A 24,388-nucleotide genomic window follows, 5' to 3' on the forward strand; every position below is an offset into this window, starting at 1 on the left:
GCGATTCTCAGTCTGCTAGAACACGAGAAGGGCTTCCGCGACGGTGACGTTCGGGGGCCTTTTTCTTTTGCGGTTTAGTCTCCTGTTTTCTTCGCCATTTCCGATTCCCGGAAAGCCTCGAAAAGCTGGTCGAGCCTGTCGGCAATGAACGCTCCGAACGGGGATGCGTCCTTGGACTTCAGGGCAAGCGTAAACACCTTTCCAGTGTCGGTGATTTTGGCCCGGACCGATTTGTCCCGGGGCGTCCAGGCCCTCTCCTGGAGCGTCGACGGCGCCCGCGGGCGCTTTGCCGCGGCGCTCAGAAAATCGAAGAGGCGGGCAAAGCGCCCGTCGCTGTCAAGCTGCGAGAAATCCGCGCTTGCCACGCAGTCCCCTGCCCTGCTGACGAGTCCCGGATGCTCCATGAATTTGGCAAGCTGCCACCACCGGTCCCGGCCAATGGTCTTGGCGGCACCGACGGCGAGAATGACCTGCTCGGGAATATTGCTGGTGACCGAGCGCATCTTCGAGAAGGTCGTATCATCGAGTGCCAGGGCCGACTTCACCGTGTCCGGCGAATGGCCCCGCTTGAGAATGCGGTCCGCGAAAAGCGTCCTTTCGATGAAGGACAGGTTCGCCCTGGCGGCATTCTCCTGCCCCTGGGCTATGACATGATCCTCGTCGCCCATCTTCTTGACGACGGCACGGACCGGCCTGCCCAGCGCACGCGCGACCTTGACGCGCCTGTGGCCGAAGACCGTCTGAAAACGACCGGAAATCTCCGGGTGAGGCCGGACCAGAACCGGAGAGTCCTGCCCTCGCTCGCGAATTGCCGCCAGCAGCTCCTGGAACGCCTCATCGTCATCGTCCAGGCGGTCCGAAACAAAGGACGTGTCGACCAATGTCGGATCGAGGTCGACGACCGAGCTCTTCGAGAGCTCCTCGAATGACTGCATGATCGACCGGGATGCACCGCGAACGGCATATCCGGAGACATCGCTGGTGTCAGCGACAGACGCTGCCGGGCCCATCACACTGCCGAATATATCCTTGCGCGCCATTCAATCGCTCCCATTCTCGGTTAGTCGACTGATTTCACGAGAAAAATGCCCACTATTTACTGCCGTAAAACGCGCCATCATGACCTCCCCCAGGCGCGATGGATGAGCGTCGTGATCTCGGAGTTCACCGCATCCAGCGATTCGAGCGCGCGATCGTAGGTCGAACGGGTAAAGGACGACTTCTCCACCTCGTACAGCGTCTGCTTCGTCAGGCCAGCATCCGAAATCGCCGTTGACTTCAGCATCGGGTTCTCGAGGATCTGACCAGCCAGCATCGATTGCATGAAACCAACCATCTGCGCCTGCGGAATGTCCGTCGGCTCGTAGCGCGTAATCAGATAGCGAAACCAATCCAGCTCGATTTCAGCGCCGGCGGCCTTGATGGTTTTCAGGATCCCGCCGAGCATCAGCAGGAACTGGCTCATCGACATCAGGTCGAGCATCTGAGGATGCACGGTGATGAGAACGGATGTCGCCGCCGACATGGCGGTCAACGTCAGATAGCCAAGCTGCGGAGGGCAATCGACAACGACGACGTCATAGCGGTCGTCCACTTCGGCCAACGCCTTTGCTATCCTGATGAAGAACTGACGGCCGGCATTGGACGATTTGTCCTGCATGGCGAGCGGCGTGTCGTACTCATATTCCTGCAGCTCAAGATTGGCCGGAATGATATCAAGGCCGGGAAAATTCGTCGGCATGATCACATCGGCGATCGGACGGCGCTCGTCATCATATCGGATCGCTTCGTACAGCGAGAGATTGCGATCGAGTTCCGGCTGGAAGCCGTGCAGGGCCGAGAGCGAAGCTTGCGGGTCGAGATCGATGGCAAGGACACGGTGGCCGGTCAGCGCAAGGTGCTGGGCGAGGTGGGCAGCGGTCGTCGTCTTGCCGCTGCCGCCTTTGAAGTTGACGACGGCAACCACCTGGAGCTTGTCACCCGGCTTGCGGTGCGGGACGTACTTTTTCACTTCGGTCCTGCCGTGCCGGTCCAGGAAATGGCGCAGTTCAAGCATCTGCTCGGCGCTGTAGGAGCGGCGTCCCGAGGGGATCTGCTCGGGCATCGGTCCCTTGCCTTCAAGGTGAAGACGCTTCAGATTGTTTTGCGATACACCGAGGTAATGGGCGACCTCCGCCATCGAGAAGGACCGAAGGGTCTTGGTTGCATTGGGCGGGAACTTCTCCATGCGAAGCTGGTTAAGCCGCCGGGATATCTCTGCGCCCTGCTCGAGAATCTTGTCATCGAACTCGAAGCGTGGCAGCCGCATGGCAATATTCATTTCTTGTCGAAACCTGAATTGGCGCTTTTTGTGAGCAATCCACTCAACAAGCGCCATTAAGCTCCGATTCGGAAAGCCCGGCAAGAAGTTTTGGGTTAACAAAAGGTTAATGCTGCTTTCGTCGTCTAAGAGACGAAGCTACCGAACATGATCGCCCCAGACATCGATCCGCTTTGGCCTTCCATTCGCCGACGCCGAACTCCGCTCCAGGAATATGCCTAACCTACTATTTTCCTTGCTGTAATCCGATCTTTTTACAGCAGTAAATGTCCGGTCGAGAGGGCAGGGGGTTCGACATTCAGCCAAGCACTCCTCCGTCCGCTCCTGGCCCATCCCAGGATAAGATGTGCCAGTCTCGATCAAACATCTTGAATTCTTGCCCATGTCTTGCCACTTCGTCGCCGAGTTTCGCTTTGCAAGAGGTATCCAGATGACGACGACAACCGCAGGCACGCCGGCCGAGAGCCATGTCTTCGAGGCCGACGTTGCCCGCCTGCTGCACATGATGGTCCACTCGGTCTATTCCGACAAGGACGTGTTCCTGCGCGAGCTGATCTCCAACGCCGCCGATGCCTGCGAGAAATTGCGCTACGAGGCGATCGCGGCGCCAGATCTGCTGGCGCAGGATCCTTCAAGCCGCATTGTCCTGTCGCTCGACGAGGACAATCGCCGGCTCCTCGTCGAGGACAACGGCATCGGCATGAGCCACGACGAAATGATCGAGGCGCTCGGCACCATAGCGCGCTCGGGCACGCGCGCTTTCATGGAGCGCATCGAGGCGAACAAGGCAGGGGAGGGGGCACAGCTGATCGGCCAGTTCGGCGTCGGCTTCTATTCGAGCTTCATGGTTGCCGACCGTGTCGATGTCGTCTCGCGCCGCGCCGGATCGCAGCAGGCCTGGCTCTGGTCGTCGGACGGCAAGGGCAGCTACAGCATCGCATCTGCCGATCTGGCGGAGGCACCGGCGCGCGGCACCCGCATCGCCCTGCACCTGATGGAGGATGCCAAGACCTATACATCGCGCTGGACCCTGGAGCGCATCGTCAAGGAACAGTCCGGCCATGTGCCGGTGCCGATCACCATCATCGAGAAGGCCGGCGCGGAGCCGACCGAACTGACTGATGGGACGGCGCTGTGGACAAAGCCCAAGAGCGACATCCCGCCTGAGCAATACACCGACTTCTACCGAAGCGTCTCCGGCCAGTATGACGATCCGGCGCTGACCGTGCATTTTCGCGCCGAAGGCCGGCATGAATACACGGCACTTGCCTTCGTGCCGGGCTCACAGCCGTTCGACCTGTTCGATCCGGATCGCAAGGGCCGCATGAAGCTTTATGTGAAGCGCGTCTTCATCACCGACGATGCCGAGCTTCTGCCGCGCTACCTGCGGTTTGTGAGGGGCCTGGTCGACACCGCCGACCTTCCGCTCAACCTGTCACGCGAAATGATCCAGGACAGTCCGACCCTGGCGGCGATCCGCAAGGGTGTCACCGGCAGGATCGTCAAGGACCTGGAAAAGCTCGCCGAAAACGATGCCGATGCCTTTCTCAAACTGTGGGACAATTTCGGCAGCGTCATCAAGGAAGGCATTTATGAGGATTTCGAGCGCCGGGCGCAGTTGATGGCGCTGGCGCGCTTCCGCACCACAGCCTCGGGCGAGGGCCAGCGTTCCCTCGCCGATTACATCAGGGACGCCAAGGAGGGCCAGGACACGATCTATTTCCTGGCCGGCGGCAATCTCGAGCAGTTGAAGGCATCGCCACAGCTCGAAGGCTTTCGCGCACGAAGCATCGAGGTGCTGCTCCTCACCGACCCGGTCGACAGCTTCTGGGTGACCAATGCCCCGGAATTCGAAGGCAAGTCGTTCAAGTCGATCACTCAGGGCGCCGCCGATCTGGCAAAGTTCGCCAAGTCCGAAGGTGACACTGCGGCGACAGGCACCGCATCGGCCGAGGTGCAGGACTTCATTGCCTTTGCCAGGGAAAAACTCGCTGGTGAGGTTTCCGACGTGCGCAGTTCCGACCGATTGACCGAAAGCGCTGCGTGCCTCGTCGCCTCCGAACAGGGTTACGACCGGCAGATGGAGCGCATCCTGCAGGGCGCCGGTCGGCTGCAATCCGCCGCCAAGCCCATCCTCGAGATCAATCCGGACCATCCGACAGTCAAGGCAATCGCCGCCGAGACCACGGATGCGACGCTACGCGAAGACGCGACATTGCTTCTGCTCGACCAGGCGCGGGTGCTCGATGGCGACAAGCCGGCCGATCCGCGTGCCTTTGCCGGTCGGCTCTCCCGCCTCATGGAACTGTCCCTGAAGCCCGCCTAGACAGGGCAGTACCCGGCCTTTTTGCCGGTCGTCGCACACGCCAGGACGACAAAGAGCCAGGGGCCGAAAGCCCCCGGCGATGCTCACGCGGATTGCAACCTGGCGCGGATGACGCTCGGACGAGGGTGCCTATCCACGCCATCGAACTGCACAGCGCATCAGAAAATCGAAATTGCCCCTGCCGCCCTGAGCCGCAATGGTCTTCGGGGAGGCAGCCGGCTTAGTGGCTGTGGAGGAAACGCCGGAGCGGCAAAGCCGCTCGGGCAAGCTGCCGCTTTGAAGCTGGCGGCGGGGGAGGAATGGAATTGGCTGGTTCGGGCAAATCCGACGGCGGGCGCATCGGCTTGAAATTGTCCCAAGAGCTCGTCGTCGTTGCGATCTCGGTCATTCTCTTCGTTGTTTTCTCGGCGACGCTCAACAATTTCCTGAGCAGGGGAAACATCATCGCCATCCTCAAGAACGTCTCCATCCTCGGCACGCTGGCGGTCGGCATGGGCTTTATCGTCGTTGGCCGCGGCATCGACCTGACCATGGTGGCCGTGATGGTGGTCGGCGTCGCCTTCAGCATCTGGATTTCCACCTGGGGCGTCGACTTCACGCTGGCCGTGATCTGCGGCGCCATCCTAGCCGCGAGCATCGGCCTGTTCACCGGCATCATGGTGGCGGTGGCCGAAATTCCGCCGATCTTCGCCACGCTTGCCATCGCCTCATCGGTCTACGGCTCGGGCCGCATCGTCTTTGCCTCCGACGTGCTTTATGCCCCACCCAACATCGCCTGGCTGAAATTCGTCGGCAGCGGCACCATCCTCGGCATCCCGATGTCCGTGGTCATCTTCGCGGCGGTGGCGGCGCTGATGGGCTTCTTCCTGAGGAAGACGCGCTTTGGCCGGCTGGTCTACGCGACGGGTGACAATCCGAACGCCGCCCGCACCACGGGCCTGCCGACGCGCCCGATCATCGTGACGCAATATGTCATCAGCGCGCTCATCGCGTTTACCGCCGGCATCATCATGACTGGGCTTGTCACCGGCATCGACACGCGCCTCTACAACTCCAGCCTGATCTACGACGTGCTGCTGGTCGTGGTTCTCGGCGGCATCGGCCTCTCCGGCGGCCAGGGCGGCGTGCGCAACATCATCGTCGGCACCATCCTGGTCGGCATTCTGACCAACGGCATGACGATCCTGAACTTCAGCTACACCAGCCAGAACCTGATCAAGAGCGTGATCTTGCTCTGCGCCCTGGCGATCGACGCCATCATCAATCCGCGCGACGAGCAGACCTCGCAGAGCGGCGACATCTGAAACAAGAACCCGAGACATCAATCAGGGAGGAAACCATGAAGTTACTCAAGAACTGCCTGTTCGCGGGCCTGACGGCGCTCGCGCTGCTGGGCGCCGCGAAAGTCACCACCGCGCAGGAGACCGACCAGGTCGGGCGGGCGCCCTATCTCGAGTCGCTCAAGGGCAAGAAGGTGATCTTCGTGCCGATCTCGCAGGGCATGGACCTCAACCAGTCCTGGGTGGTGGTGTGGCAGCGTCACGCCGCCCGTTACGGCTTCAGCCTCGAGGTGCGCGATCCCAACGGCGACACCAATGCCGGCATTCGCGCCATGCAGGGCGCTATCGCGGAGAAGCCCGACCTGATCATCGTGCAGAACCCGGACGTGCAGACATATGCGCGATTGCTAAAGCAAGCGCAGAGCGCCGGCATCAAGGTGCTGCAGGTCAACATGCAGTCGGCGACCCAGACGGATAGCTATGTCGGCAATGACTGGATCGAGATGGGTCGTCTCGAAATGGGCGAACTGGCCAAGCACTGCACCGGGCCGAATGCCGTTTCGCACAAGGTGGTCTGGCTTGCCGGCGTCCAGACGGGCGCGGCCAACATCTATATGCGCACCGGCATCGATGAGGTCCTGAAGGCCAATCCTGAGCTGCAACTCGTCTCCGACCAGCCGGCCGACTACATGAGCGAAAAGGCCCGCCAGATCACCGAGACAGTGCTCCAGCAACATCCGGATCTGTGCGGCATCATGGGCATCTGGGACAACGCCGAAGTCGGCGCGGGTGCGGCCGTGGCGGCGGCGGGCAAGCAAGATCAGGTAACCATCGTTACCAACGGCGCCGGTAGCGCCACGGGCTGCGAGAGCATCAAGAACGGGCTGCTCGATGTGATCTTCAACTTCAACGCCCCCATCCAGGCCGAGATCGCCGCGCAGCAGATTTCCGAGTTGCTACAGCATCCCGAACGGCAGGCGGGCAGCGAGAAGACCATCTTCTTCGGTCCGATCACCCGCGTCGACAAGACCAATGCGGTCGGCAGGAACTGCTGGAAGCTGGACGACCTCAAGTAACGGACTGTCTCGATGAGCATGGCTGAAAGCCTTGTGCGCTGGCGTTACCGCCTGCTCCCCGACCATGTCGTCGGGGAGATCCTGACCAAGAAATGGATCGACAGCGTCATCCCGTTCGCGGCGCTGGTGATTCTGTGCGCGATCTTCGGCTCGATCGTGCCGGGCTTCTTCAGCGTGACGACGCTGACCAATCTCAGCGGCCAGACCGCCGAGCTCGGCCTGGTCGTGCTCGGCATGACCATCGTCATGGTCTCCGGTGGCATCGACCTGTCCGTCGGCTCGACCTTCGCGCTGGCGGTGCTGGTGACGCTCTATGGCATGAATGTCGGGCAGTGGAGTTTCGGCACCGGCCTGCTGGCGTGCCTTGGGCTCGGCGTTGTCTGCGGCGGCATCAACGGCTTCCTGGTCGGCTTCCTGCGCATGCGGGCATTCCTGACCACGCTCGTCACCCTGATCATCTACCGTTCGACCTTCGACGTCATCTTCCCGCAGGTCTCGACGCCGATCGTCACCAGCAGCCCCAATTCGCCGGCCTATGATTTTCTCGGCTTCGGCACGGTCTGGGGCGTACCGACTTCCTTCGTCGTCTTCGCCGCGGTCGCGCTGGTAATCCATCTCGTCCTGTCGCGCGCTCGCTATGGCTGGCGGCTGTTCGCGGTCGGTGGCGCGCGCCGCTCCGCGTACAATGCCGGCATCAACGTGCGTTTCACCCTGTTCAGCGCCTACGTGCTTTGCTCGGTGCTGGTCGCGCTCTCCGGCTTCTTCTTCTCGGCCCGTATCGGCAGCGCGGCTTCAGATATAGGCACCGGACTCGAACTGCAGGTCCTGACCGCGACCGTGCTCGGCGGCATCTCGCTTGGCGGCGGTCGCGGCTCGGTGGCCAAGGCGCTGATGGGCACGATCTTCGTGCTCGTCCTGTCGAACAGCCTGCTCGCCCTGGCTGTGCCTGGTCCGGTCAACTATCTGATCCTCGGCCTCGTCCTGCTTTTATCGGTCCTCCTCGACGTGCGCTGGGTGAAGAACCGCCACAAGATCCTGCACAGCGTCTATATCTCACCGACCTTCGCCAAGATGTGTGAGCCGATCTCGACCGCGCCGGGCACGCCGATCGCCGTGAACGACCGGCTGAAGGATGTCGGCGTCATCGGCTTTGGCGTCCTCGACGGTGCGGAGGATGTCATCTTCGACCGTCAGGACCGCCTCTACACCGGCACCCGACAGGGCGACATACTGCGCTTCATGCCGCCGCATTATACGCAGAGTGAAGTGTTCGCCCATATTGGCGGCTCGCCGCTCGGCATGGCCTTTGACCGCGACGATAATCTGGTCATCTGCGTCGCCGGCATGGGCCTCTACCGGGTGGCGCCGAACGGCGACGTGAAGCTCCTCACCGCCGAGACCAATCGGTCACTGACCTCGGTCGTCGACGACTCGACCATGAAGCTCGCCGACGACTGCGACATCCTTCCAGACGGGCGCATCGTCTTTTCCGAAGCGACCGTGCGTTTCGAGATGCATGACTGGTACGCCGATGCCCTGGAAAGCCGCGGCAATGGGCGCATCATCGTCCATGATCCCAGATCCGGTTCGACCCGCACGCTTCTGTCGAACCTCGTCTTCCCCAATGGCATCTGCACGGCATTTGACGGCCAGTCCGTGCTGTTCGCCGAAAGCTGGGCCTGCCGCATCAGCCGGTATTATTTCGGCGGCCCGAAGAAGGGGAGGGTTGAGCGGGTCATCGAGGGATTGCCCGGCTATCCCGACAACATCAACCGCGCCTCGGACGGAACCTACTGGCTCGCCCTGATGGGCATGCGCACGCCGGCGCTCGACCTGTCGCTGGAAATGCCGGGCTTCCGCCGCCGCATGGCGCGACGCGTCTCGGAAGATGCCTGGCTGATGCCCAACCTCAACACCGGCTGCGTGCTGCGCTTCGACGAGAACGGCCAGATCCTCGAAAGCTTGTGGGACCGCGCCGGCGAGAAGCATCCGATGATCACGTCGATGCGCGAGCACAAGGGCGTGCTCTATCTCTGCGGCATCTTCAACAACCGGATGGGAACCCTGCCCCTGAAGGGCGTCGATCCCAACTGGTTCAGCTCGGACTCTTACTGGGGCAAACGGGCATGAGCGCTGTGAGCCAGCTTTTCGACCGCTTTCTCGGCCGTGGCGATTGGGCTGTGACCGTGCCGACGCTCGACGGCCCCTTGTTGCCCAACCAGGGCCTCGAGGACGCCGAGACCTTCGCCAACCTCGCGGACGCCGACAATCTCGTGCGGACGGAGAAGGGCATACTGGCGAGCAGCGCGGCCTCGCTGATGCGTTTCGGTGCCGACGGCCATGCCGAGGTGCTTCAGGAGTTTCCCGGCGAGATCACAGCACTTGCCCACGCCCGTGGCATGACCGCCTTGGCGATCGAGGGCAAAGGGGTCGTTATCCGCGGCGGCCTTCATGACGGGCGCGGGCCGACGGGCGACGAGGCCCGCCGGCTCTCGTGCATCACCGCCCTCACATTCCTCGACAGCAACACCTTGCTGGTGGCCAATGGCTCGGCCTCGGTGTCCGCAGGCGGCTGGCGCCGCGACCTGATGGAGAAGAACGCTTCCGGTTCGGTCTGGCGCCTCGATTTGAAAAGCCGCCGGCTGGACCTGATCCGCGATGGCCTGGCCTGGCCGGCCGGCATCGCCACCACCGGCTCCAACCGCATCTACGTTTCGGAAGCCTGGCGCCACCGCGTGCTGGCGATGGACCTTGGTACAAGGGCGACGGCAGCGGTGCTGGAACATCTGCCGGCCTACCCCGCCCGCATAGCCCCCGCCTTCAATGCCGGGTATTGGCTGACCTTCTATTCCGTCCGCAACCAGCTTGTGGAATTCATCCTGCGCGAGGAAGCCTATCGCAAGCGCATGCTGACGGAGGTTCCCGAACCATTCTGGATGGCGCCGTCGCTGAGCTCATGGCGCGATTACCGGGAGCCGATGCAAGGCAGCCAGCTGAAGCAGATGAATGTGCTGAAGCCCTATGCGGTCACCAGGTCATACGGGCTGGTGGTGCATTGCGACCAGAACATGAAGCCGCTGTCGAGTTTCCATTCGCGCGCCGACGGCACGGTGCACGGCACGGTCAGTGCCTGCGAGGCAGGCGACGATCTGCTTGTCGCCTCTCGCGGTGGTTCGAGGATCGTGCGGCTGGCCAAGGTGGCCAGCGGCCAGCAGGGGTAGGCGATGTCGCACACCAATATCATCGAGCTCAAGGCTGCGACCAAGGCCTTCTCGCGCATCCCGGCGTTCAAGAACGTCAATTTCGACCTGCGCAAGGGTGAGATCCATGCGCTGCTCGGCGAAAACGGCGCCGGCAAGTCGACCCTGACCAAGGTCATGGCGGGGATCTTCAAGCTGACCGAGGGCAAGCTGTTCTTCGACGGCAAGGAAGTGTCCTTCGCCACGCCAGCCGAGGCGCGCCGCGCCGGCATTGCAATGGTGTTTCAGGAAACCAACCTCGTGCCGGCCATGACCGTGGCGCAAAACCTCTATCTCGGCGAGGAGAAGATGTTCAACCGGTTGCGCGGCCTCTACATCCAGGCGCGGCAATTCCTGGCTGGCATGGGTTTCCAGGTCGACCCGACAGCGCAGGTCAGCACGCTGGGCGCGGCGCACAAGCAGATGGTGGAAATCGCGCGCGCAGTCCATCACAAGGCCCGCGTCATCATCTTCGACGAGCCGACCGCCACATTGACCCCGGAAGAGAAGCGCCACTTCTTCAACCTGCTCCAGCGACTGGTCAAGGAAGGCATCGCCATCATCTTCATCACCCACGCGCTGGAAGAGGCGCTCGCCGTCGCCGACCGCATCACCGTCATGCGGGACGGCGAGATCGTGGCTTCCGGCGATGCCAAGGGCTTCACCCGCACGACGATCGTGCAGGCGATGGTCGGCCGCACGCTGACCGAAACGCTGCACGGCGAGGTCAAGCGCACGGCGCGGCCCTATGGCGACAAGGTGCTTTCGGTCGAGAACCTTTCCTGCGCCGGCCTCGTGCGCAACTCGTCCTTCTCGGCCTTCTCGGGCCAGGTCACCGGCATGTTCGGCCTCGTCGGCGCCGGGCGAACCGAAATGGCCAAGGTCGTGGCCGGCCTTCTGAAGCGAAACATCTTCCATGGCGGCGAAATCCGCTTGCTCGGCAAATCCGTGCGCTACCGTGTGCCGAGGCCGGCGGTGCGCGATGGCATCGTCTATGTCACCGAGGACCGCAAGGTCGACGGTTTCTTCGAAACCATGACAGCGGGCGAGAACCTGCAGATGGGCGAACTGACCGAGGGAGCCAACCCGGTTTCCATGGTGTCCCTGGCACGCGCCAGGCAACTTGCCCAGGAATGGGGCGAACGCCTCATGCTGAAGCAGATCAGCGATGGCGCCAGGGTGATCGAACTCTCCGGCGGCAATCAGCAAAAGGTCGTGATCGCCAAGTCGCTGATCCAGAAGCCGAGGCTGGTGATCTTCGACGAGCCGACGCGCGGCGTCGACGTCGGCGCCATCGTCGAGATCCATCAGCTCATCAGCGATCTCGCCGACCAAGGCATGGCCGTCGTCGTCATCTCTTCCTATCTGCCTGAAATCCTTGCTGTTTCTGACCGCATCCTGGTGGTCAAGCGCGGACGCGTGGTTGAGGAGATGATGCTGTCCGAGGCTACCGAGGAACGCATCATGTTCGCTGCGGTCCACTGAAGCCTGACGGCGTGAAAGGCGGCGGCCAAATCTGGTCAGGACCAATGTCCCGCCCTGCCTATAGCCTTGCAATCGCTTGCGCGTCTGAATAGGTCAGGACCTCATCTGTTGCCTGAGCGGACATGTCCAGCATCAACCTCAAACTTCTGCAGACGTTCCTGCTTGCCGCCGAAAACGGCAGCTTCCGTCGCGCTGCCGAAGAGAGCAACCGCTCGCCATCGGCCGTTTCGATGCAGATTCGCGATCTCGAGGAGCAGATCGGCATCAGCCTGTTCATCCGCACCGCCCAGCGCGCCAGCCTGACACCCGAAGGCCAGGTCCTGTTCGAAGAGATCGCCAACGCGATGTCGCAGGTGCAGACCAGCCTCGACCGGCTGACCGAGATCGCGGCAAGGCGCAAGGGCAAGGTCCAGATCGCCTGCGCGCCCACGCTGGCGGCCAGCCGCCTGGGCGACATCCTGGCTACTTTCAAGCTGCGTTACCCGCGCAGCATCGTCGAGGTCATCGAGATCCCGCCACAGGCGGCCCTTGGCCTGCTGCAGCAGCAGGAGGTCGAATTCTACATCGGCCCAGAACTGCCGAACCTGACAGACTTCCAGTTCGAATCGATCCTCGACGATCCCCTGATGGCCTGCATTCCCGCGGAAATGTACGGCGGCGAAAAGAAGCTCCTGCTCTCCGACCTCTTGCGCTATCCGCTGATCCTGCTCAACCGCAAGACCGCCGTGCGCGGCCTTGTCAACCGGTTGACCGCGGCGGAAGCCATTGAACTCAAGCCGCAATATGAGGTCGAGAGCGCGCAGACCGCGGTGGCGCTCGCGTCCTCCGGACTGGGCGTCTGCGTGGTCCCCGGCATCGCCATCACCTCGCGCAACGACGAGCGCATGCGCATCGTGCCGATCGACCACCGCGACGCCCACCGCTCCGTCGGCATCATCACGGCGCGAGGCTACGTGCACCACAGCTTTTCCGAACAGCTGATGAACCTGATCCGCACCAATCTGCGCGAGCTGGCAAGCTGACCTACCCACACTTTGCGGGCGCGAGATTCAGGTCAGGCCGAGTCGAGAACGGTAGCTTTCGAGAACCGGAGCGGAGCGTACTTAAAGTACGTGAGCACCGGAAGCGCAGAAAGCTGCGGTTCGCAGGCCGGCCTCATCTGAATATCAGTCGGTCTGGATCCAGATCGACTTGGTCTCCAGATATTCATGCAGATGCTCGGTGCCGCCCTCGCGGCCGTAGCCGGACATCTTCATGCCGCCGAACGGCACGGCCGGGTCGATGGCATGATACATGTTGACCCACACCGAACCGGCCTTGATGCGGCGGGCGAGCTTGTGCGCCGTGCCGAGATGCGTGGTGAAGATGCCGGCAGCAAGGCCATAGGGCGTCGCATTGGCGCGTGCGACCGCTTCATCGAGCGTGTCGAAGGGCATCGCGGAAATGACCGGGCCAAAGATTTCTTCCCGCGCGATGGTCATCTGATCCGACACCGCGCCGAAGACGGTGGGTGCGATGAAGTTCCCTCCATCATAGAGGTCGCCCTTCAGCCGCGATCCGCCGGCGACCAGTTGCGCGCCCTCATCGCTGCCGGCCCTGATATAGCCGGCTACCTTGTCGGCCTGCCTGGCATTGATGAGCGGCCCGATTTCCGTTTCCGCCTCGATGCCGTGGCCGACGCGCAGTTTGCCGGCAAAATCGGCGAGCCTGCGCACGAATTCGTCATGGATCTCGCGCGCCACGAACAGCCGTGAGCCGGCAATGCAGATCTGGCCCGAATGCACGAACACCGCCATGGCCGCGATCGGAACAGCCTTGTCGATGTCGGCGTCGCGGCAGACGATGACCGGCGACTTGCCGCCGAGTTCGAGCGAAACGCGCTTGAGGTTGGTCACCCCCGCCCGTGCGATCGCCTGGCCGGTCAGCGTCGAGCCGGTGAAGACGATCTTGTTCACGTCGGGATGTTCGGCGAGCCGCGCGCCGGCTTCGGCTCCGGTGCCGGTGACGATATTGACGACGCCGTCGGGCACGCCCGCTTCCTGCATCAGCCGCGCGATCAGCAGCGGCGTCAGCGAGGCGTCCTCCGAGGGTTTCAGCACGATGGTGCAGCCGGTGGCGAGCGCCGGCGCGATCTTCCAGATCGACGCGGCGGTCGGCGCATTCCACGGGATGATCGCGCCGACGACGCCCACCGGCTCGCGCCGGGTGAAGGTGACGATCTCGCCCGGGATCGAATTGTCGATGGCCTCGCCATGCAGCGCCGTCGCCATGCCGGCGTAGAAGCGCAGCATGCCGATGACGCGGCGCCGGTTGGCGAGCGTGCGGGTGATCGGCAGGCCCATGTCGAGCGTGTCGGAGACGCTGAGTTCTTCCCAATGCGTCTCGAACAGGTCGGCAATACGCAAAAGCACGCATTGCCGCTCGTAGGGAGAAAACTTGGACCACGGACCTTCGAAGGCGGCACGCGCGGCGGCCACCGCCGCATCGATGTCAGCGGCAGAACCGCGCGGCACCGTCGCCAGCACGTCGCCCGTCGCCGGGTTCAGCGCCCGCATCTCCTGGCCGGATTGCGCCGCGACCCACTTGCCGCCAATGAACATCGGCTGGAATTCGCCATGGTAGAGCGTCGTGGCCTTCGCCCTCGGGTCGAAATTCAGCGTCATCTGCTCCTCCTTGCAATTCCGCCGCGACTATTACCCCTGACGCCGTGCACCTCAAACAAGGAAAGCTAAAAGGGCGTTCAGATAATCGGACTGTGCAATCACAGAGACTTCCCCGATGTTGCCGGCAACGGAGGAACAGATATGAGACTTGCTGGCAAGGTCGCCATCGTTACCGGTGGCGGTTCGGGATTTGGCGAAGGCATCGTCAGGAAATTCGTCGCCGAGGGCGCATTGGTCGTGCTTATGGACCGCGACGAAGAGGCGGCTTCCCGCGTCGCTCGCGAGGCCGGCGGGAATGTACGGCCGATCACCGGCGACGTCTCGAGACTGGACAGCTTCGAAGCCGCCGCCGAAATGGCCCGGTCAGCCTTTGGCGGCCTCGATATACTGGTCAACAATGCCGGCATCGGCCAGCCTCCGCTGCCGCTGGAGACGATGGACGAAGACCTGTTCGACCGGATCGCCAACGTCAACATGCGCTCGATCTACAACGGCGCGCGCGCTGTCGTTCCGCATTTCAAATCCATCAAATCGGGCGCGATCCTCAATGTCGCCTCCACCGGCGGCGTCTCGCCGCGCCCCAACCTCACCTGGTACAACGCCTCCAAGGGCTGGGCGATCGCCGCCACCCGCGCCATGGCGGTGGAACTCGCGCCCTTCGGCATCCGCGTCAACGCGATCAACCCGGTCGCCGGCGACACGCCGCTTCTGTCCACCTTCATCGGCTCCGGCGAGGAGAACCGCGCCCGCGTCGTCGCCACCATTCCCATCGGCAGGCTGTCCACACCTTCGGACATGGGCAATGCCGCCGCCTTCCTGTGCTCCGACGAAGCCAGCATGATCACCGGCGTCGACCTCAACGTCGATGGCGGCAAGTGCATCTGAGCGTTTGATCTATCCGGGGGACTGGCGATGAAGCATGTCTACGAGATCGCGGTGGTGCATGGCGACGGCATCGGCCCGGAAGTCTGCGCCGCCGCGGTCGAGGTGGTGAAGGCAGCGCTCGGGTCCGGCAGCCCTCTGCGCTTCACCGAACATCCGGCCGGAGCGGAGCATTTCCTGAAGACCGGCCAGAGCTTTCCCGAGCCGACCTTCCAGGCGTGCCGGGCCGCCGATGCCATCCTGCATGGCGCGGGCGGGCTGCCGGGCGTCGTCTATGCAGACGGGACCGAAGCGGGTCTGGATTTCACACTCAGGCTGCGCTTCGAGCTCGACCTCTACGCCAACATCCGCCCTGTCAGGCTGTTCGAAGGGGTGCAAAGCCCCTTGAGCGGAGTGAAGGCGGGCGACATCGACTACATCATCCTGCGCGAGAACAGCGAGGGGCTTTACGCGGCGCGCGGCGCGGGCGCCCTGCTGCGCGGCGAAGTCGCGGTCGACACCCTCGTGCAGACCCGCGTAGGCATCGAGCGCATCGTGCGCAAGGCCTTCGAACTGGCCCGCCAGTCGAACGGCGCGCCGCGAGACGGCGTGCGCCGGGTCACCTGCTGCGACAAGGCCAACGTGCTGCGCAGCTATGCCTTTTTCCGCTCCGTCTTCGACGACGTGGCGAAGGACTATCCCGACGTCGCGACCGAGCACGCGCTGGTCGACGCCATGGCGATGCATCTCGTGCTGAAGCCCGGCCATTTCAACGTCATCGTCAGCGAGAACATGTTCGGCGACATCCTGTCCGACCTGGCCGCCGCGACCGTGGGCGGAATGGGCATGGCGCCCTCGGCCGAGATCGGCGCGGCGAACGGCTTCTTCCAGGCCGCGCACGGCTCCGCGCCAGACATTGCCGGCAAGGGCATCGCCAATCCCTTTGGGACGATCCTGTCGGCGGCATCGATGCTCGACTGGCTCGGGCTCAAGCACAGCGACGAAAAGCTCAGCCAGGCCGCCGAACGAATCCGTCGGGTGACGCAAGCCTGCCTGGCCAAAGGTCTGCTCAGCGCCGACCTTGGAGGAACCTCGTCCACGCGCCAGATAACCCATTCTGTCTGCGACCGGCTCGCGGCCGCGGCGTGAGGCGCCGGGCCGCAGCCACGGGCCGTTGCCCGAACACGTTTCGCGCCGGCTTAGCCAAGGCCAATCATGTAGCCTCTCGGACCATCGTCGGATGAGGCTGATACGACCAGGTTGAAGATCAGCCTGGTTGGCGGAGCTTTCCGCCGATCGATCCGCTTCTAACGATGGATACTCCACAAAAGGTCCCGGCGCCATGGATTCGGCGGACTGTCAAATCCCGCTAACGCCATAACTTGCCCAGATGGCTGTGATGTATTATCAAAAGATTGCCGACTTAGATTTTGAAAGGATATTTATGGTTGAAGATATTGATAATCGCGCCGCTGAAATAATAGAGCTGACCGCGGATATTGTCGCGGCCTACGTCAAGAACAATCCGGTGCCCGTGACGGGTCTGCCCGATTTGATTGCGGCAACGCATTCGTCGCTTTTGAACCTCGGCCGGCCGCAGGTTGTAGAGACGCCGGCGCGGACGCCGGCTGTAAACCCGAAGAAATCGGTGTTCCCGGATTACATCGTGTCGCTGGAGGATGGCCGCAAGTTCAAGTCCATGAAACGCCACCTCGGTCTGCTCGGCATGACGCCCGACGAATACAGGCAGAAGTGGAACCTGCCGGCTGACTATCCGATGGTTGCACCAAGCTACGCGGCCCGGCGATCCGCCCTTGCGAAAGCCCTGGGGCTTGGCAAGAAGAGAGCGCCGGTGACTGTGCCATCGAGGCGCAAGGCAAAAGCATGATATCGGCGCCATGCGATCGGGCCTGCCCGATCGCATAAGCCTGACGCCCGCGCAGGACGTCCGTACAGGGCATGGCGTAACGCCTTCCGCGATCACGCCATAACCCCGTGCCGCAGAATCACCGATGTTGGCGCCGCGGCGGACCTTATCCGTCAGGCCTGCGCCAAGCTTCGTCCTCAGGCTCCCTTGGCGTCGGCCACCTGCGCATGAAGACCGGGAGTGTCGGAGGCGTTCGCGGGTGTGCGGCGCATCGAGGAAATTCGCGCTGTCGCCGACAGCGGCGGCATCTCCGCCGGTGTCGAGATCGACCGCCTGCACGCTGCCTTTGCGGATATCCCGCTTCGGCCACTGGGCTTTCCGGTGCATGCCTATATCGAGCCGCATATCGAACAGCATGTGCTGCTCGAGGAAGCCGGCAAGACGATTGGAATCGTGACCGGCATTCAGGGCAAGAAGACCTTCGAGATCGAGATCTCTGGCGAGAAGGGGCACGCCGGCACGCTGGCGATGAGCGATCGCCGGGATGCGGTCGCTGCCTTTGCCCGTATCGCCGCAATGCTTCACGACAAGGTCGGCGGCGATGATCCCGACGTCAAATTCACGATCGGCCGTGTCGAGGTCTATCCCAATGCTCCGTCGGTCGTGCCTCACGCCGTGCGCTTCCGGGTCGATCTTCGCCATCCCGACAATGATGCGCTTGAGAGGGGCGGGCGCCTGATCCGTTCGATCTGCGAAGACTTGGCGAAACCCTGCCGCGCCAAGGTGACCACGCTGGTTTCGGCGTCCTCCAACGATTTTGATGAACGGCTGAGGGCCATGATCGCGGCGGCTGCCGAGCACTATGGCTTCCCGGCCATGCCGGTGCTCTCATACGCGGGTCACGACGCGCGCCAGATGGCAAGGCTTTGCCGCAGCGCAATGATCTTCATCCCTTGTCGCGACGGCATCAGCCATGACGAGAGCGAGTGGATAGAACCGGAACATGCCGCCGCAGGAGCCCAGGTGCTGTGCGCTGTAATCGCGGAGCTGGCGGCCGGCGCCTGATGATTGGATCGCCCGCAGGTCATCGGCGTTACAAGGAACATGACGACCCGCCAGATCGAGAAGCAGGAGCGCGATAGGCGCCTTGCTTGCCTTCGCGGCAGACGGATTCGCAGGGATCACGCGATGGCACGGTCCTTGGCCGAAGGAATCTCGGCGTCAGCGGGACGGCCTGCCAGCAGTGTTGGATCGCATCCTACACCGCCTCAAATCTCCGGAATGTTTTCCTTGAAGATCACCTGCAGCCTGGGCTGGTGCAACTCGTAGGGCAGGCCCCTGACGGCGTGCGTGAGGATGTTGAGCGCCTCGCGCGCTTCGACGCGCGGGTTCTGATCGATGACGGCGTCGAGCGTGCCGTCGAGCAGCAGGTCCTTGGTGCCGTCGGTCACCTCATGGCCAAGGAAGATCGTGGACTGGGCGCGGCCGCGTTCCTTCAGGGCACGGGCAATGCCGGTGTTGCCGGCGCCGACATTGTAGATCGCGGCGAGGTCCGGATGACGTTCCAGCAGGGCAGACGCCTCGGAGTAGGCCTTCTCGCGGTCATCCAGCATTTCGCGCATCTCGACGATCTGCAGATTGGGCGCTTCCTCCGTCAGTACATGGCGGAATCCCATCTCGCGCTCCTCATGCCCGCGATAGGACAGGGAGCCGGCGAGCAGCGCCACCTTGCCAGGGCGATCGGCGCTGATGAAGCGGTTGAGGAGATAGCCTGCAAGCCGGCCGGCGGCGCGGTTGTCGATGCCGATATAGGCGACCCTGGGCACATGCAGGATATCGGAGGCGATGGTCACCACCTTGATATCGTCAGCCGAAAGCGAGCGGATCGCCTCACGCACTGTCGGATGATCGAGCGCGATGACACCCACGCCTTGCGTCCGACCGCGCAGGTCCTGCAGCAGACGCGCGAGCCGGTCGGGATTGAAGCCTTCGATCGTGGTGATGTGGACATCGAGATCAGGGCGCAGTTGCGCCTGCGCCTCGATCTGCCGGTGCAGCATCTTGATGAAGGAATTGGTACCGGCGGGCAGCGCGAAGTCGAGCCGGATGATTTCGCCGGGCAGGGCTCGTGGTGGCGCCGCATTCGAACTCTCGGCGATGTAGCCGAGCCGCTGCGCCATTTCGAGCACGATTTCACGCGTGCGGGCCCGCACGCCCGGCCGGTTGTTGAGCACACGGTCGACCGTGGCGGCGGAAACGCCGGCTTCCCGGGCTATGTCTGTCAGCGTGGACCGCACAGTCGATTACCTCATTCCCAGTGCGCCGAGCGCATCAAAATCATGCATTGTTCCGTTGGACACATCGGGCGACAGCTCAGCATCGTCGGTGATTCTGATGGGAAATGATGTAGCCGGCCTGGACTGATGCACAAGCTGTTGCGCTAAACCACTTGCTCGCCCGCAGCGAAAATCGGTTGAAAGCGCCGATTCTCCATCAAATTCAAGCAAGACATGCGACTTCATGATCCCTACACAAGGCATTTTCGCTCCCAATTGCGATGCTGTGATGTATTTTGATTAATTATGATGTTGACAGCCTTACCATACTGCCGTCAATATCCCTCATGACAGGCTGGGAGGAACCAAGGCCCGTCATGAGGGAGGAAATCCAATGTCGAATTTGACCCGCGTCTCGCGGCGGCGCCTGTTGACGTCCGGTGGCAAGGCCGCCGTGATCATGGCGGCGGCAGGTATCGCACCGAAATTCATCCGTCCCAGCCGCGCCTATGCGGCGGACGCGTTGGCGCCCGGCATGATCGGCGGCCCGACGGGCTTTGACGGCGCCGAGCGCTACCAGTATGGCGCCGACACGCCGGAAGGCCGCGCCATCGAGGCGGTCAAGGCGCTGAAGGGCGCCGGCAAGGCACCCTCAAAGATCGTGCTGGGCCTGTCGGATGGCTCGATCGGCCAGCTGACGCAGCCTTTCCCGACCGGCGCGCCGTCGATCAAGGAGCTGTGGGAAAAGGAAACCGGCATCCCGATCGAGATCGTCGGTCTGCCGAACGGCCAGGAATTCACCAAGACGATGCAGGACATCTCCACCAAGGGTGGGGCCTATGATATCTACTCGACCGAGTGGAACCGCCTCGGCGATCTCGCCGAAACCGGCGGCATTGCCAAGCTCGATGATTTCGTCGCGCAGTACAAGCCGGAGTGGGACGACCCGGTGACCGGCTATGTCGATGGTGCCAAGGGCGTTTCCCTGCTCAACAAATATCGCGGCGCTAACTATGGCGTGTCGCTGGACGGCGACTTCCAGACCTGGGTCTACCGCACCGACCTGTTTGGCGACGAGGCCGAGAAGAAGGCCTTCAAGGACAAGTACGGTTATGATCTGGCGCCGCCCAAGACCTGGAAGCAGCACGGCGACATCGCCGCGTTCTTCCAGCGCCCGGACAAGGGGCTGTTCGGTTCCACCGATCTGCGCAACCAGGGCTGGGGCTATACCAACTGGTACCAGCGCTATGTCTCGATGGCCTCGCCCAACCAGTTCCTGTTCGGAGACGACGGCAAGCCGCTGATCAATTCCGAGCATGGCATTACCGCGACCAACGAATATGTCGCGTCACTGTCGCATCATTCGCCGGATGCCATTTCATGGGGCTGGCCGGAGCAGTACGGCAATTTCGCCAAGGGGGGTGCTGCCATGACTTGCGCCTTTTCCAACCTGCCGAAATTCCTCGACAACGCCGGCAACAAGGATTCGAAGGTCACCGGCAAGATCGGCTCGATGCTGCCGCCCGGCCGCGAGATAGACGGCAAGCTGATCAGCCGCTCGGTGCTCTGGTTCTCGCTGACCGGCATGGTCTCGTCGCAGTCGAAGAACCAGGAGGTCGCCTATCTCCTGCTGCAGTGGCTGGGCTCGGCCCGCATCTACGCCTGGATGAGCGCCAATCCCGGCGGCTATCTCGATCCGTTCCGGCTTTCGGATTTCTCCGATCCGCTGGTGCGCCAGACCTACCACGCCTATCACATGGACGTGGTGCGCGAGACGGTTGCGCGCACCGTGCCGACCATCAACTATCCCGGCGCCACGGCTTTCCACAACGCGCTCGACGAGAACCTCATGGCATCGCTGACCAAGGCCAAGACGTCGGAGCAGGCGATGGCCGACACCGAGAGGGAATGGAAGAAGATTTCCCGCCGCATCGGCGAGGACAAGCTCCTGGAGGCCATCAGGACCAACAAGGAGGCCTGGCCGACCGTTCTCGATCCGATCGCCTGATCCCTGCCGGGGACTGCGCAGAGGAGGGGAGGGGCTCGTCGCTCTTCCCCTCCAACCATGACGCCACCAGCAAAGCAGCCAGATGAAGCGTTCCATTCCTTTCGAGATCTTCCGCTACGCGATGATCCTCGTGGCCATGACGGTAACGTTGATCCCGATCCTGTGGATGATGTCTATGGCCTTCAAGCCGATCGCGGAATGGTCTGCGACGGGTGCCGACCTGACCTGGTGGCCGAAAGACCCGACGCTCAGCAATTTCCAGTTCGTGTTCGGCGAATCCACCAACAATTTGATCGTGGCGCTCGACCGCAACGCGCTGAAGCCAATCCTGTCGTCACTGTTGTCAGCGGTGTTCGGAACGGCGATCGCCATGTCGGCGGGCACCGCCGCCGCCTACGGCCTGTCGCGCTTCGGTTCGGGACAGAACCTGCCGCTGGCGCTGATCCAGCTCAGGCTGTTTCCACCGATGGCGGTGATGATCCCGGTGATGATCATGTGGGCCTTCCTCAACTTCACCGACAGCTGGTGGGGCCTGTCGCTGGTCTATGGCATCGTCACCTTGCCGTTCGCCTTCTGGCTGATGAAGACCTTCTTCGACGACGTGCCGCGCGAGATCGAGGAGGCAGCGCTCGTCGAGGGTTGCTCGCGGCTGCGCGTCTTCACCCGCATCACATTGCCGATGATGCGCGCGCCCCTGGCAAGTGCGGCGCTCTTCGTCTTCATCCTTAACTGGTCGGACTATCTGATCGCTCTGCTCCTGACGACGCGCGAATGGGTGACGATCCCCGTCTACATGGCCTCGCTGTCTTCATCGATGACCGGGCAGCTCTACGGCGCAAAGGCGGCACTTGGCCTGATCGCCGCCGTGCCTCCCGTCATCATGGGCATTGCCATCCAGCGCCATCTGGTGCGCGGGCTGACCTTCGGGGCGCTCAAGCAATGAGCGCGGTGACGGCGACGATTTCGGAGGGTGAGATGGACGCGGCCCGCGCAAAGCCGGCCCTGCGAAATGAAGGCGCGCGGCTGGGCTTCCGGCTGACACTGCCGGCGCAGATCCTGGTGCTGTTCATCTCGGCCTTTCCACTGCTGATGCAGCTCTACATCAGCGTCACCGACTGGTCGCCGCTGTCGGGCACCGGCTGGTGGAACGCCTGGTCGATGTGGAACAGTTTCGCCAACTACACCGATCTTGCCGCCGACACGCGCTTCTGGAGCGCGCTGAAGCGCACGGCCATCGTCATGGTGGTCTGTGTGCCCGCCGAGTTCCTGCTCGGGCTGGCGTTGGCGACCCTGTTTGCCGACGAGTTTCCGGGCAAGCGGATCTTCTACTCGATCCTGCTGATGCCGATGATGGTGGTGCCAGCTGTAGCCGGCTACATGTTCTTCATGCTGTTCCAGTCAGGCGGCCCGGTGAACGACATATTGTCCTCGCTCACCGGGCACCCCGTCACCATCGCATGGTTGTCCGATCCCACCTTGGCACTGATCGCCGTGATGGTCGCCGACATCTGGCAGTGGACGCCGCTGATGTTCCTCATCCTGCTGGCCGGCCTCGTCGGCGTGCCGGAGGACCAGATCAAGGCGGCGACGCTGCTCGGCGCCAATCCATGGCAGCGCTTCGCCACCATCGTGCTGCCGAAGATGAAGACGATCATCATCATCGCGCTGGCCATTCGGGTGATCGAGAATTTCAAGATCTTCGACACGCTCTACATCATGACCGGCGGCGGTCCCGGCGTCGCCACCGAGACGATCTCCGTCTACATCTACAAGCTGACCACGCAGGATTTGATCTGGGGCTATGTCGCGGCGATCGCGCTGGCCATCCTCATCGTGCTGTCCATCGCCGCCGTCTTCGCCATGAAGCGCATGGCCCGGACCCGGGAACTGGTGGCATGAGCGCGATCCACCTGCAAAACCTCGTCAAGACATTCGGCGATTTCAACGCGCTGAAGACCATGGACCTGGCCATCGCCGACGGTGAGTTCATGGCGCTGCTTGGCCCCTCGGGCTGCGGCAAGTCGACGACGATGAACATGATCGCCGGCATGGAGCAGCCGACCAGCGGCAAGATCCTGTTTGGCGACCGCGACATGGCAGGCGTGCCGATGGGCCGGCGCGGCGTCGGCTTCGTCTTCCAGAACTATGCCATCTTCACCCATATGACGGTACGCCAGAACCTGGCCTACGGGCCAAGGATGCGCGGCGCTGCCAAGGCCGAGATCGACCGGCGCGTCGGCACCATCGCCGAGATGTTGCAGTTGACGCCATTGCTTGACCGCAAGGCCGACCGGTTGTCGGTCAACATCCTGCAGCGGGTGGCGATCGGCCGTTCGGCGATCATGGAGCCGGCTATCTTCCTGCTCGACGAGCCGCTGTCCAATGTCGACGCGGCGTTCCGGGCGGTGATGCGCACCGAGCTGAAACAATTGCAGCGGCAATTCCGCCAGACCATGGTCTATGTCACCCATGACCAGCTCGAAGCCATGACGATGGCCGACCGCATCGCGGTCATGGACCATGGCGTGCTGCAGCAGGTCGGCACGCCGCTCGAAGTCTACAACAATCCGGCCAATGTCTTCGTCGCCCGCTTCATCGGCGCTCCCGGCATGAACCTGCTCAAGGGCAGGCCGGCCGAGAGCGACCGTGGCCTGGTCGTCGATCTCGGGCCGCTGGGCGTCACGCCACCCTTGCCTGACGAACTCGCGGCGGCCCTGCGTGGCGTGCGCGGCGACGTGCTCTATGGTTTCCGTCCGGAACAGGCGATGCTGGTCGAGAATGGCGGGATTTCGATGCCGGTGACCTTCGTCGAACGCATCGGCGCGCGCACCATCGTTCATCTCGGGCAGGGCGAAAATGCCGTGAAGGCGGTGTTCGACAATGATGTCGGGGTGTCTATCGAGCAGGCGGCAACCATCGCGCCACCCGCGCCGTCGGTGCGCATTTTTGATGCGGCCACCGGCGTAGCCGTGAACGCGGATTGAGAT

Annotated in this window: 20 protein-coding genes; 15 read left to right on the forward strand and 5 right to left on the reverse strand. The window is 62.9% G+C overall.

Going from position 1 to position 24,388, the window contains the following annotated elements; all coding sequences use genetic code 11:
* Positions 1–74 precede the first annotated feature (74 nt).
* Positions 75–1,040, reverse strand: coding sequence for a plasmid partitioning protein RepB (gene repB / locus ABVQ20_RS31455; protein ID WP_354463589.1), 966 nt, complete (start codon positions 1,038–1,040; stop codon positions 75–77).
* Between the two features lie 77 nt (positions 1,041–1,117).
* Entirely contained in the window at positions 1,118–2,320 is a 1,203-nt protein-coding gene (gene repA, locus ABVQ20_RS31460) for a plasmid partitioning protein RepA (protein ID WP_354463727.1), read from the reverse strand.
* 430 nt (positions 2,321–2,750) lie between these two features.
* On the opposite strand from repA, the gene htpG reads away from it, so the two are divergent.
* The 7 genes from htpG to ABVQ20_RS31495 all read left to right on the forward strand — a co-directional run bounded on the left by htpG (position 2,751) and on the right by ABVQ20_RS31495 (position 12,748).
* Positions 2,751–4,646: a molecular chaperone HtpG gene (gene htpG / locus ABVQ20_RS31465; RefSeq protein ID WP_354463590.1), complete on the forward strand. Its 1,896-nt coding sequence runs from the start codon at positions 2,751–2,753 to the stop codon at positions 4,644–4,646.
* A gap of 299 nt (positions 4,647–4,945) precedes the next feature.
* Entirely contained in the window at positions 4,946–5,950 is a 1,005-nt protein-coding gene (locus ABVQ20_RS31470; RefSeq protein ID WP_354463591.1) for an ABC transporter permease, read from the forward strand.
* A gap of 35 nt (positions 5,951–5,985) precedes the next feature.
* Entirely contained in the window at positions 5,986–7,002 is a 1,017-nt protein-coding gene (locus tag ABVQ20_RS31475) for a sugar ABC transporter substrate-binding protein (RefSeq protein ID WP_354463592.1), read from the forward strand.
* Positions 7,003–7,014: 12 nt separating this feature from the next.
* Positions 7,015–9,132, forward strand: coding sequence for an ABC transporter permease (locus ABVQ20_RS31480; protein WP_354463593.1), 2,118 nt, complete (start codon positions 7,015–7,017; stop codon positions 9,130–9,132).
* Positions 9,129–10,223: a YncE family protein gene (locus ABVQ20_RS31485; protein WP_354463594.1), complete on the forward strand. Its 1,095-nt coding sequence runs from the start codon at positions 9,129–9,131 to the stop codon at positions 10,221–10,223. The genes ABVQ20_RS31480 and ABVQ20_RS31485 overlap by 4 nt, the downstream gene beginning before the upstream one ends.
* A gap of 3 nt (positions 10,224–10,226) precedes the next feature.
* Positions 10,227–11,726 (forward strand): sugar ABC transporter ATP-binding protein, encoded by a 1,500-nt coding sequence (locus ABVQ20_RS31490; RefSeq protein ID WP_354463595.1) that lies wholly within the window; start codon positions 10,227–10,229, stop codon positions 11,724–11,726.
* 122 nt (positions 11,727–11,848) lie between these two features.
* Positions 11,849–12,748, forward strand: a complete 900-nt coding sequence (locus ABVQ20_RS31495) for a LysR family transcriptional regulator (RefSeq protein ID WP_354463596.1) — start codon at positions 11,849–11,851, stop codon at positions 12,746–12,748.
* A gap of 144 nt (positions 12,749–12,892) precedes the next feature.
* On the opposite strand, the gene ABVQ20_RS31500 is transcribed toward ABVQ20_RS31495, so the two are convergent.
* Entirely contained in the window at positions 12,893–14,389 is a 1,497-nt protein-coding gene (locus ABVQ20_RS31500) for an aldehyde dehydrogenase family protein (protein WP_354463597.1), read from the reverse strand.
* A gap of 141 nt (positions 14,390–14,530) precedes the next feature.
* On the opposite strand from ABVQ20_RS31500, the gene ABVQ20_RS31505 reads away from it, so the two are divergent.
* From ABVQ20_RS31505 to ABVQ20_RS31520, 4 genes are all read left to right on the forward strand, one after another.
* Positions 14,531–15,274, forward strand: coding sequence for a glucose 1-dehydrogenase (locus tag ABVQ20_RS31505; RefSeq protein WP_354463598.1), 744 nt, complete (start codon positions 14,531–14,533; stop codon positions 15,272–15,274).
* A 27-nt stretch (positions 15,275–15,301) separates the two neighbouring features.
* Complete coding sequence (locus ABVQ20_RS31510) at positions 15,302–16,399, forward strand: isocitrate/isopropylmalate dehydrogenase family protein (protein WP_354463599.1); 1,098 nt, start codon at positions 15,302–15,304, stop codon at positions 16,397–16,399.
* Between the two features lie 295 nt (positions 16,400–16,694).
* The gene (locus ABVQ20_RS31515) at positions 16,695–17,138 is read left to right on the forward strand and encodes a Ros/MucR family transcriptional regulator (protein ID WP_354463728.1); all 444 of its coding nucleotides are present in this window, start codon (positions 16,695–16,697) and stop codon (positions 17,136–17,138) included.
* 219 nt (positions 17,139–17,357) lie between these two features.
* Positions 17,358–18,182 (forward strand): M20/M25/M40 family metallo-hydrolase, encoded by an 825-nt coding sequence (locus ABVQ20_RS31520; RefSeq protein ID WP_354463600.1) that lies wholly within the window; start codon positions 17,358–17,360, stop codon positions 18,180–18,182.
* 203 nt (positions 18,183–18,385) lie between these two features.
* Here the strand turns inward: ABVQ20_RS31520 and ABVQ20_RS31525 are convergent, their stop codons facing one another.
* Together ABVQ20_RS31525 and ABVQ20_RS31530 are read right to left on the reverse strand one after the other, a co-directional pair.
* Positions 18,386–19,414, reverse strand: coding sequence for a LacI family DNA-binding transcriptional regulator (locus ABVQ20_RS31525; protein WP_354463601.1), 1,029 nt, complete (start codon positions 19,412–19,414; stop codon positions 18,386–18,388).
* Between the two features lie 6 nt (positions 19,415–19,420).
* Entirely contained in the window at positions 19,421–19,639 is a 219-nt protein-coding gene (locus ABVQ20_RS31530; RefSeq protein ID WP_354463602.1) for a hypothetical protein, read from the reverse strand.
* 148 nt (positions 19,640–19,787) lie between these two features.
* Here ABVQ20_RS31530 and ABVQ20_RS31535 point away from each other — a divergent pair, with 148 nt between their 5' ends.
* The 4 genes from ABVQ20_RS31535 to ABVQ20_RS31550 all read left to right on the forward strand — a co-directional run bounded on the left by ABVQ20_RS31535 (position 19,788) and on the right by ABVQ20_RS31550 (position 24,385).
* Positions 19,788–21,401, forward strand: a complete 1,614-nt coding sequence (locus ABVQ20_RS31535) for an extracellular solute-binding protein (protein ID WP_354463603.1) — start codon at positions 19,788–19,790, stop codon at positions 21,399–21,401.
* A gap of 82 nt (positions 21,402–21,483) precedes the next feature.
* Positions 21,484–22,344: a carbohydrate ABC transporter permease gene (locus tag ABVQ20_RS31540; RefSeq protein ID WP_354463604.1), complete on the forward strand. Its 861-nt coding sequence runs from the start codon at positions 21,484–21,486 to the stop codon at positions 22,342–22,344.
* Positions 22,341–23,300 carry a carbohydrate ABC transporter permease gene (locus tag ABVQ20_RS31545; RefSeq protein ID WP_354463605.1) on the forward strand — a complete coding sequence of 320 codons (960 nt, stop codon included), beginning with the start codon at positions 22,341–22,343 and terminating at the stop codon, positions 23,298–23,300. The genes ABVQ20_RS31540 and ABVQ20_RS31545 overlap by 4 nt, the downstream gene beginning before the upstream one ends.
* A complete protein-coding gene (locus ABVQ20_RS31550) occupies positions 23,297–24,385 on the forward strand; it encodes an ABC transporter ATP-binding protein (RefSeq protein ID WP_354463606.1) in 1,089 nt (362 codons plus the stop codon). Before ABVQ20_RS31545 ends, ABVQ20_RS31550 begins: the two co-directional genes overlap by 4 nt.
* Positions 24,386–24,388: the final 3 nt, after the last annotated feature.

It is taken from the genome of Mesorhizobium shangrilense (assembly GCF_040537815.1).
In the GTDB taxonomy this organism is placed as follows: Bacteria; Pseudomonadota; Alphaproteobacteria; order Rhizobiales; family Rhizobiaceae; genus Mesorhizobium; species Mesorhizobium shangrilense.

Coding starts and splice junctions, on each gene's coding strand:
- htpG (WP_354463590.1), top strand. CDS start 2,751: ATGACGACGACAACCGCAGGCACGCCGGCCGAGAGCCATGTCTTCGAG.
- ABVQ20_RS31510 (WP_354463599.1), top strand. CDS start 15,302: ATGAAGCATGTCTACGAGATCGCGGTGGTGCATGGCGACGGCATCGGC.
- ABVQ20_RS31550 (WP_354463606.1), top strand. CDS start 23,297: ATGAGCGCGATCCACCTGCAAAACCTCGTCAAGACATTCGGCGATTTC.
- ABVQ20_RS31490 (WP_354463595.1), top strand. CDS start 10,227: ATGTCGCACACCAATATCATCGAGCTCAAGGCTGCGACCAAGGCCTTC.
- ABVQ20_RS31540 (WP_354463604.1), top strand. CDS start 21,484: ATGAAGCGTTCCATTCCTTTCGAGATCTTCCGCTACGCGATGATCCTC.
- ABVQ20_RS31545 (WP_354463605.1), top strand. CDS start 22,341: ATGAGCGCGGTGACGGCGACGATTTCGGAGGGTGAGATGGACGCGGCC.
- ABVQ20_RS31475 (WP_354463592.1), top strand. CDS start 5,986: ATGAAGTTACTCAAGAACTGCCTGTTCGCGGGCCTGACGGCGCTCGCG.
- ABVQ20_RS31470 (WP_354463591.1), top strand. CDS start 4,946: ATGGAATTGGCTGGTTCGGGCAAATCCGACGGCGGGCGCATCGGCTTG.
- ABVQ20_RS31495 (WP_354463596.1), top strand. CDS start 11,849: ATGTCCAGCATCAACCTCAAACTTCTGCAGACGTTCCTGCTTGCCGCC.
- ABVQ20_RS31485 (WP_354463594.1), top strand. CDS start 9,129: ATGAGCGCTGTGAGCCAGCTTTTCGACCGCTTTCTCGGCCGTGGCGAT.
- ABVQ20_RS31535 (WP_354463603.1), top strand. CDS start 19,788: ATGTCGAATTTGACCCGCGTCTCGCGGCGGCGCCTGTTGACGTCCGGT.
- ABVQ20_RS31530 (WP_354463602.1), bottom strand. CDS start 19,639: ATGAAGTCGCATGTCTTGCTTGAATTTGATGGAGAATCGGCGCTTTCA.
- ABVQ20_RS31500 (WP_354463597.1), bottom strand. CDS start 14,389: ATGACGCTGAATTTCGACCCGAGGGCGAAGGCCACGACGCTCTACCAT.
- repB (WP_354463589.1), bottom strand. CDS start 1,040: ATGGCGCGCAAGGATATATTCGGCAGTGTGATGGGCCCGGCAGCGTCT.
- ABVQ20_RS31480 (WP_354463593.1), top strand. CDS start 7,015: ATGAGCATGGCTGAAAGCCTTGTGCGCTGGCGTTACCGCCTGCTCCCC.
- repA (WP_354463727.1), bottom strand. CDS start 2,320: ATGAATATTGCCATGCGGCTGCCACGCTTCGAGTTCGATGACAAGATT.
- ABVQ20_RS31515 (WP_354463728.1), top strand. CDS start 16,695: ATGGTTGAAGATATTGATAATCGCGCCGCTGAAATAATAGAGCTGACC.
- ABVQ20_RS31505 (WP_354463598.1), top strand. CDS start 14,531: ATGAGACTTGCTGGCAAGGTCGCCATCGTTACCGGTGGCGGTTCGGGA.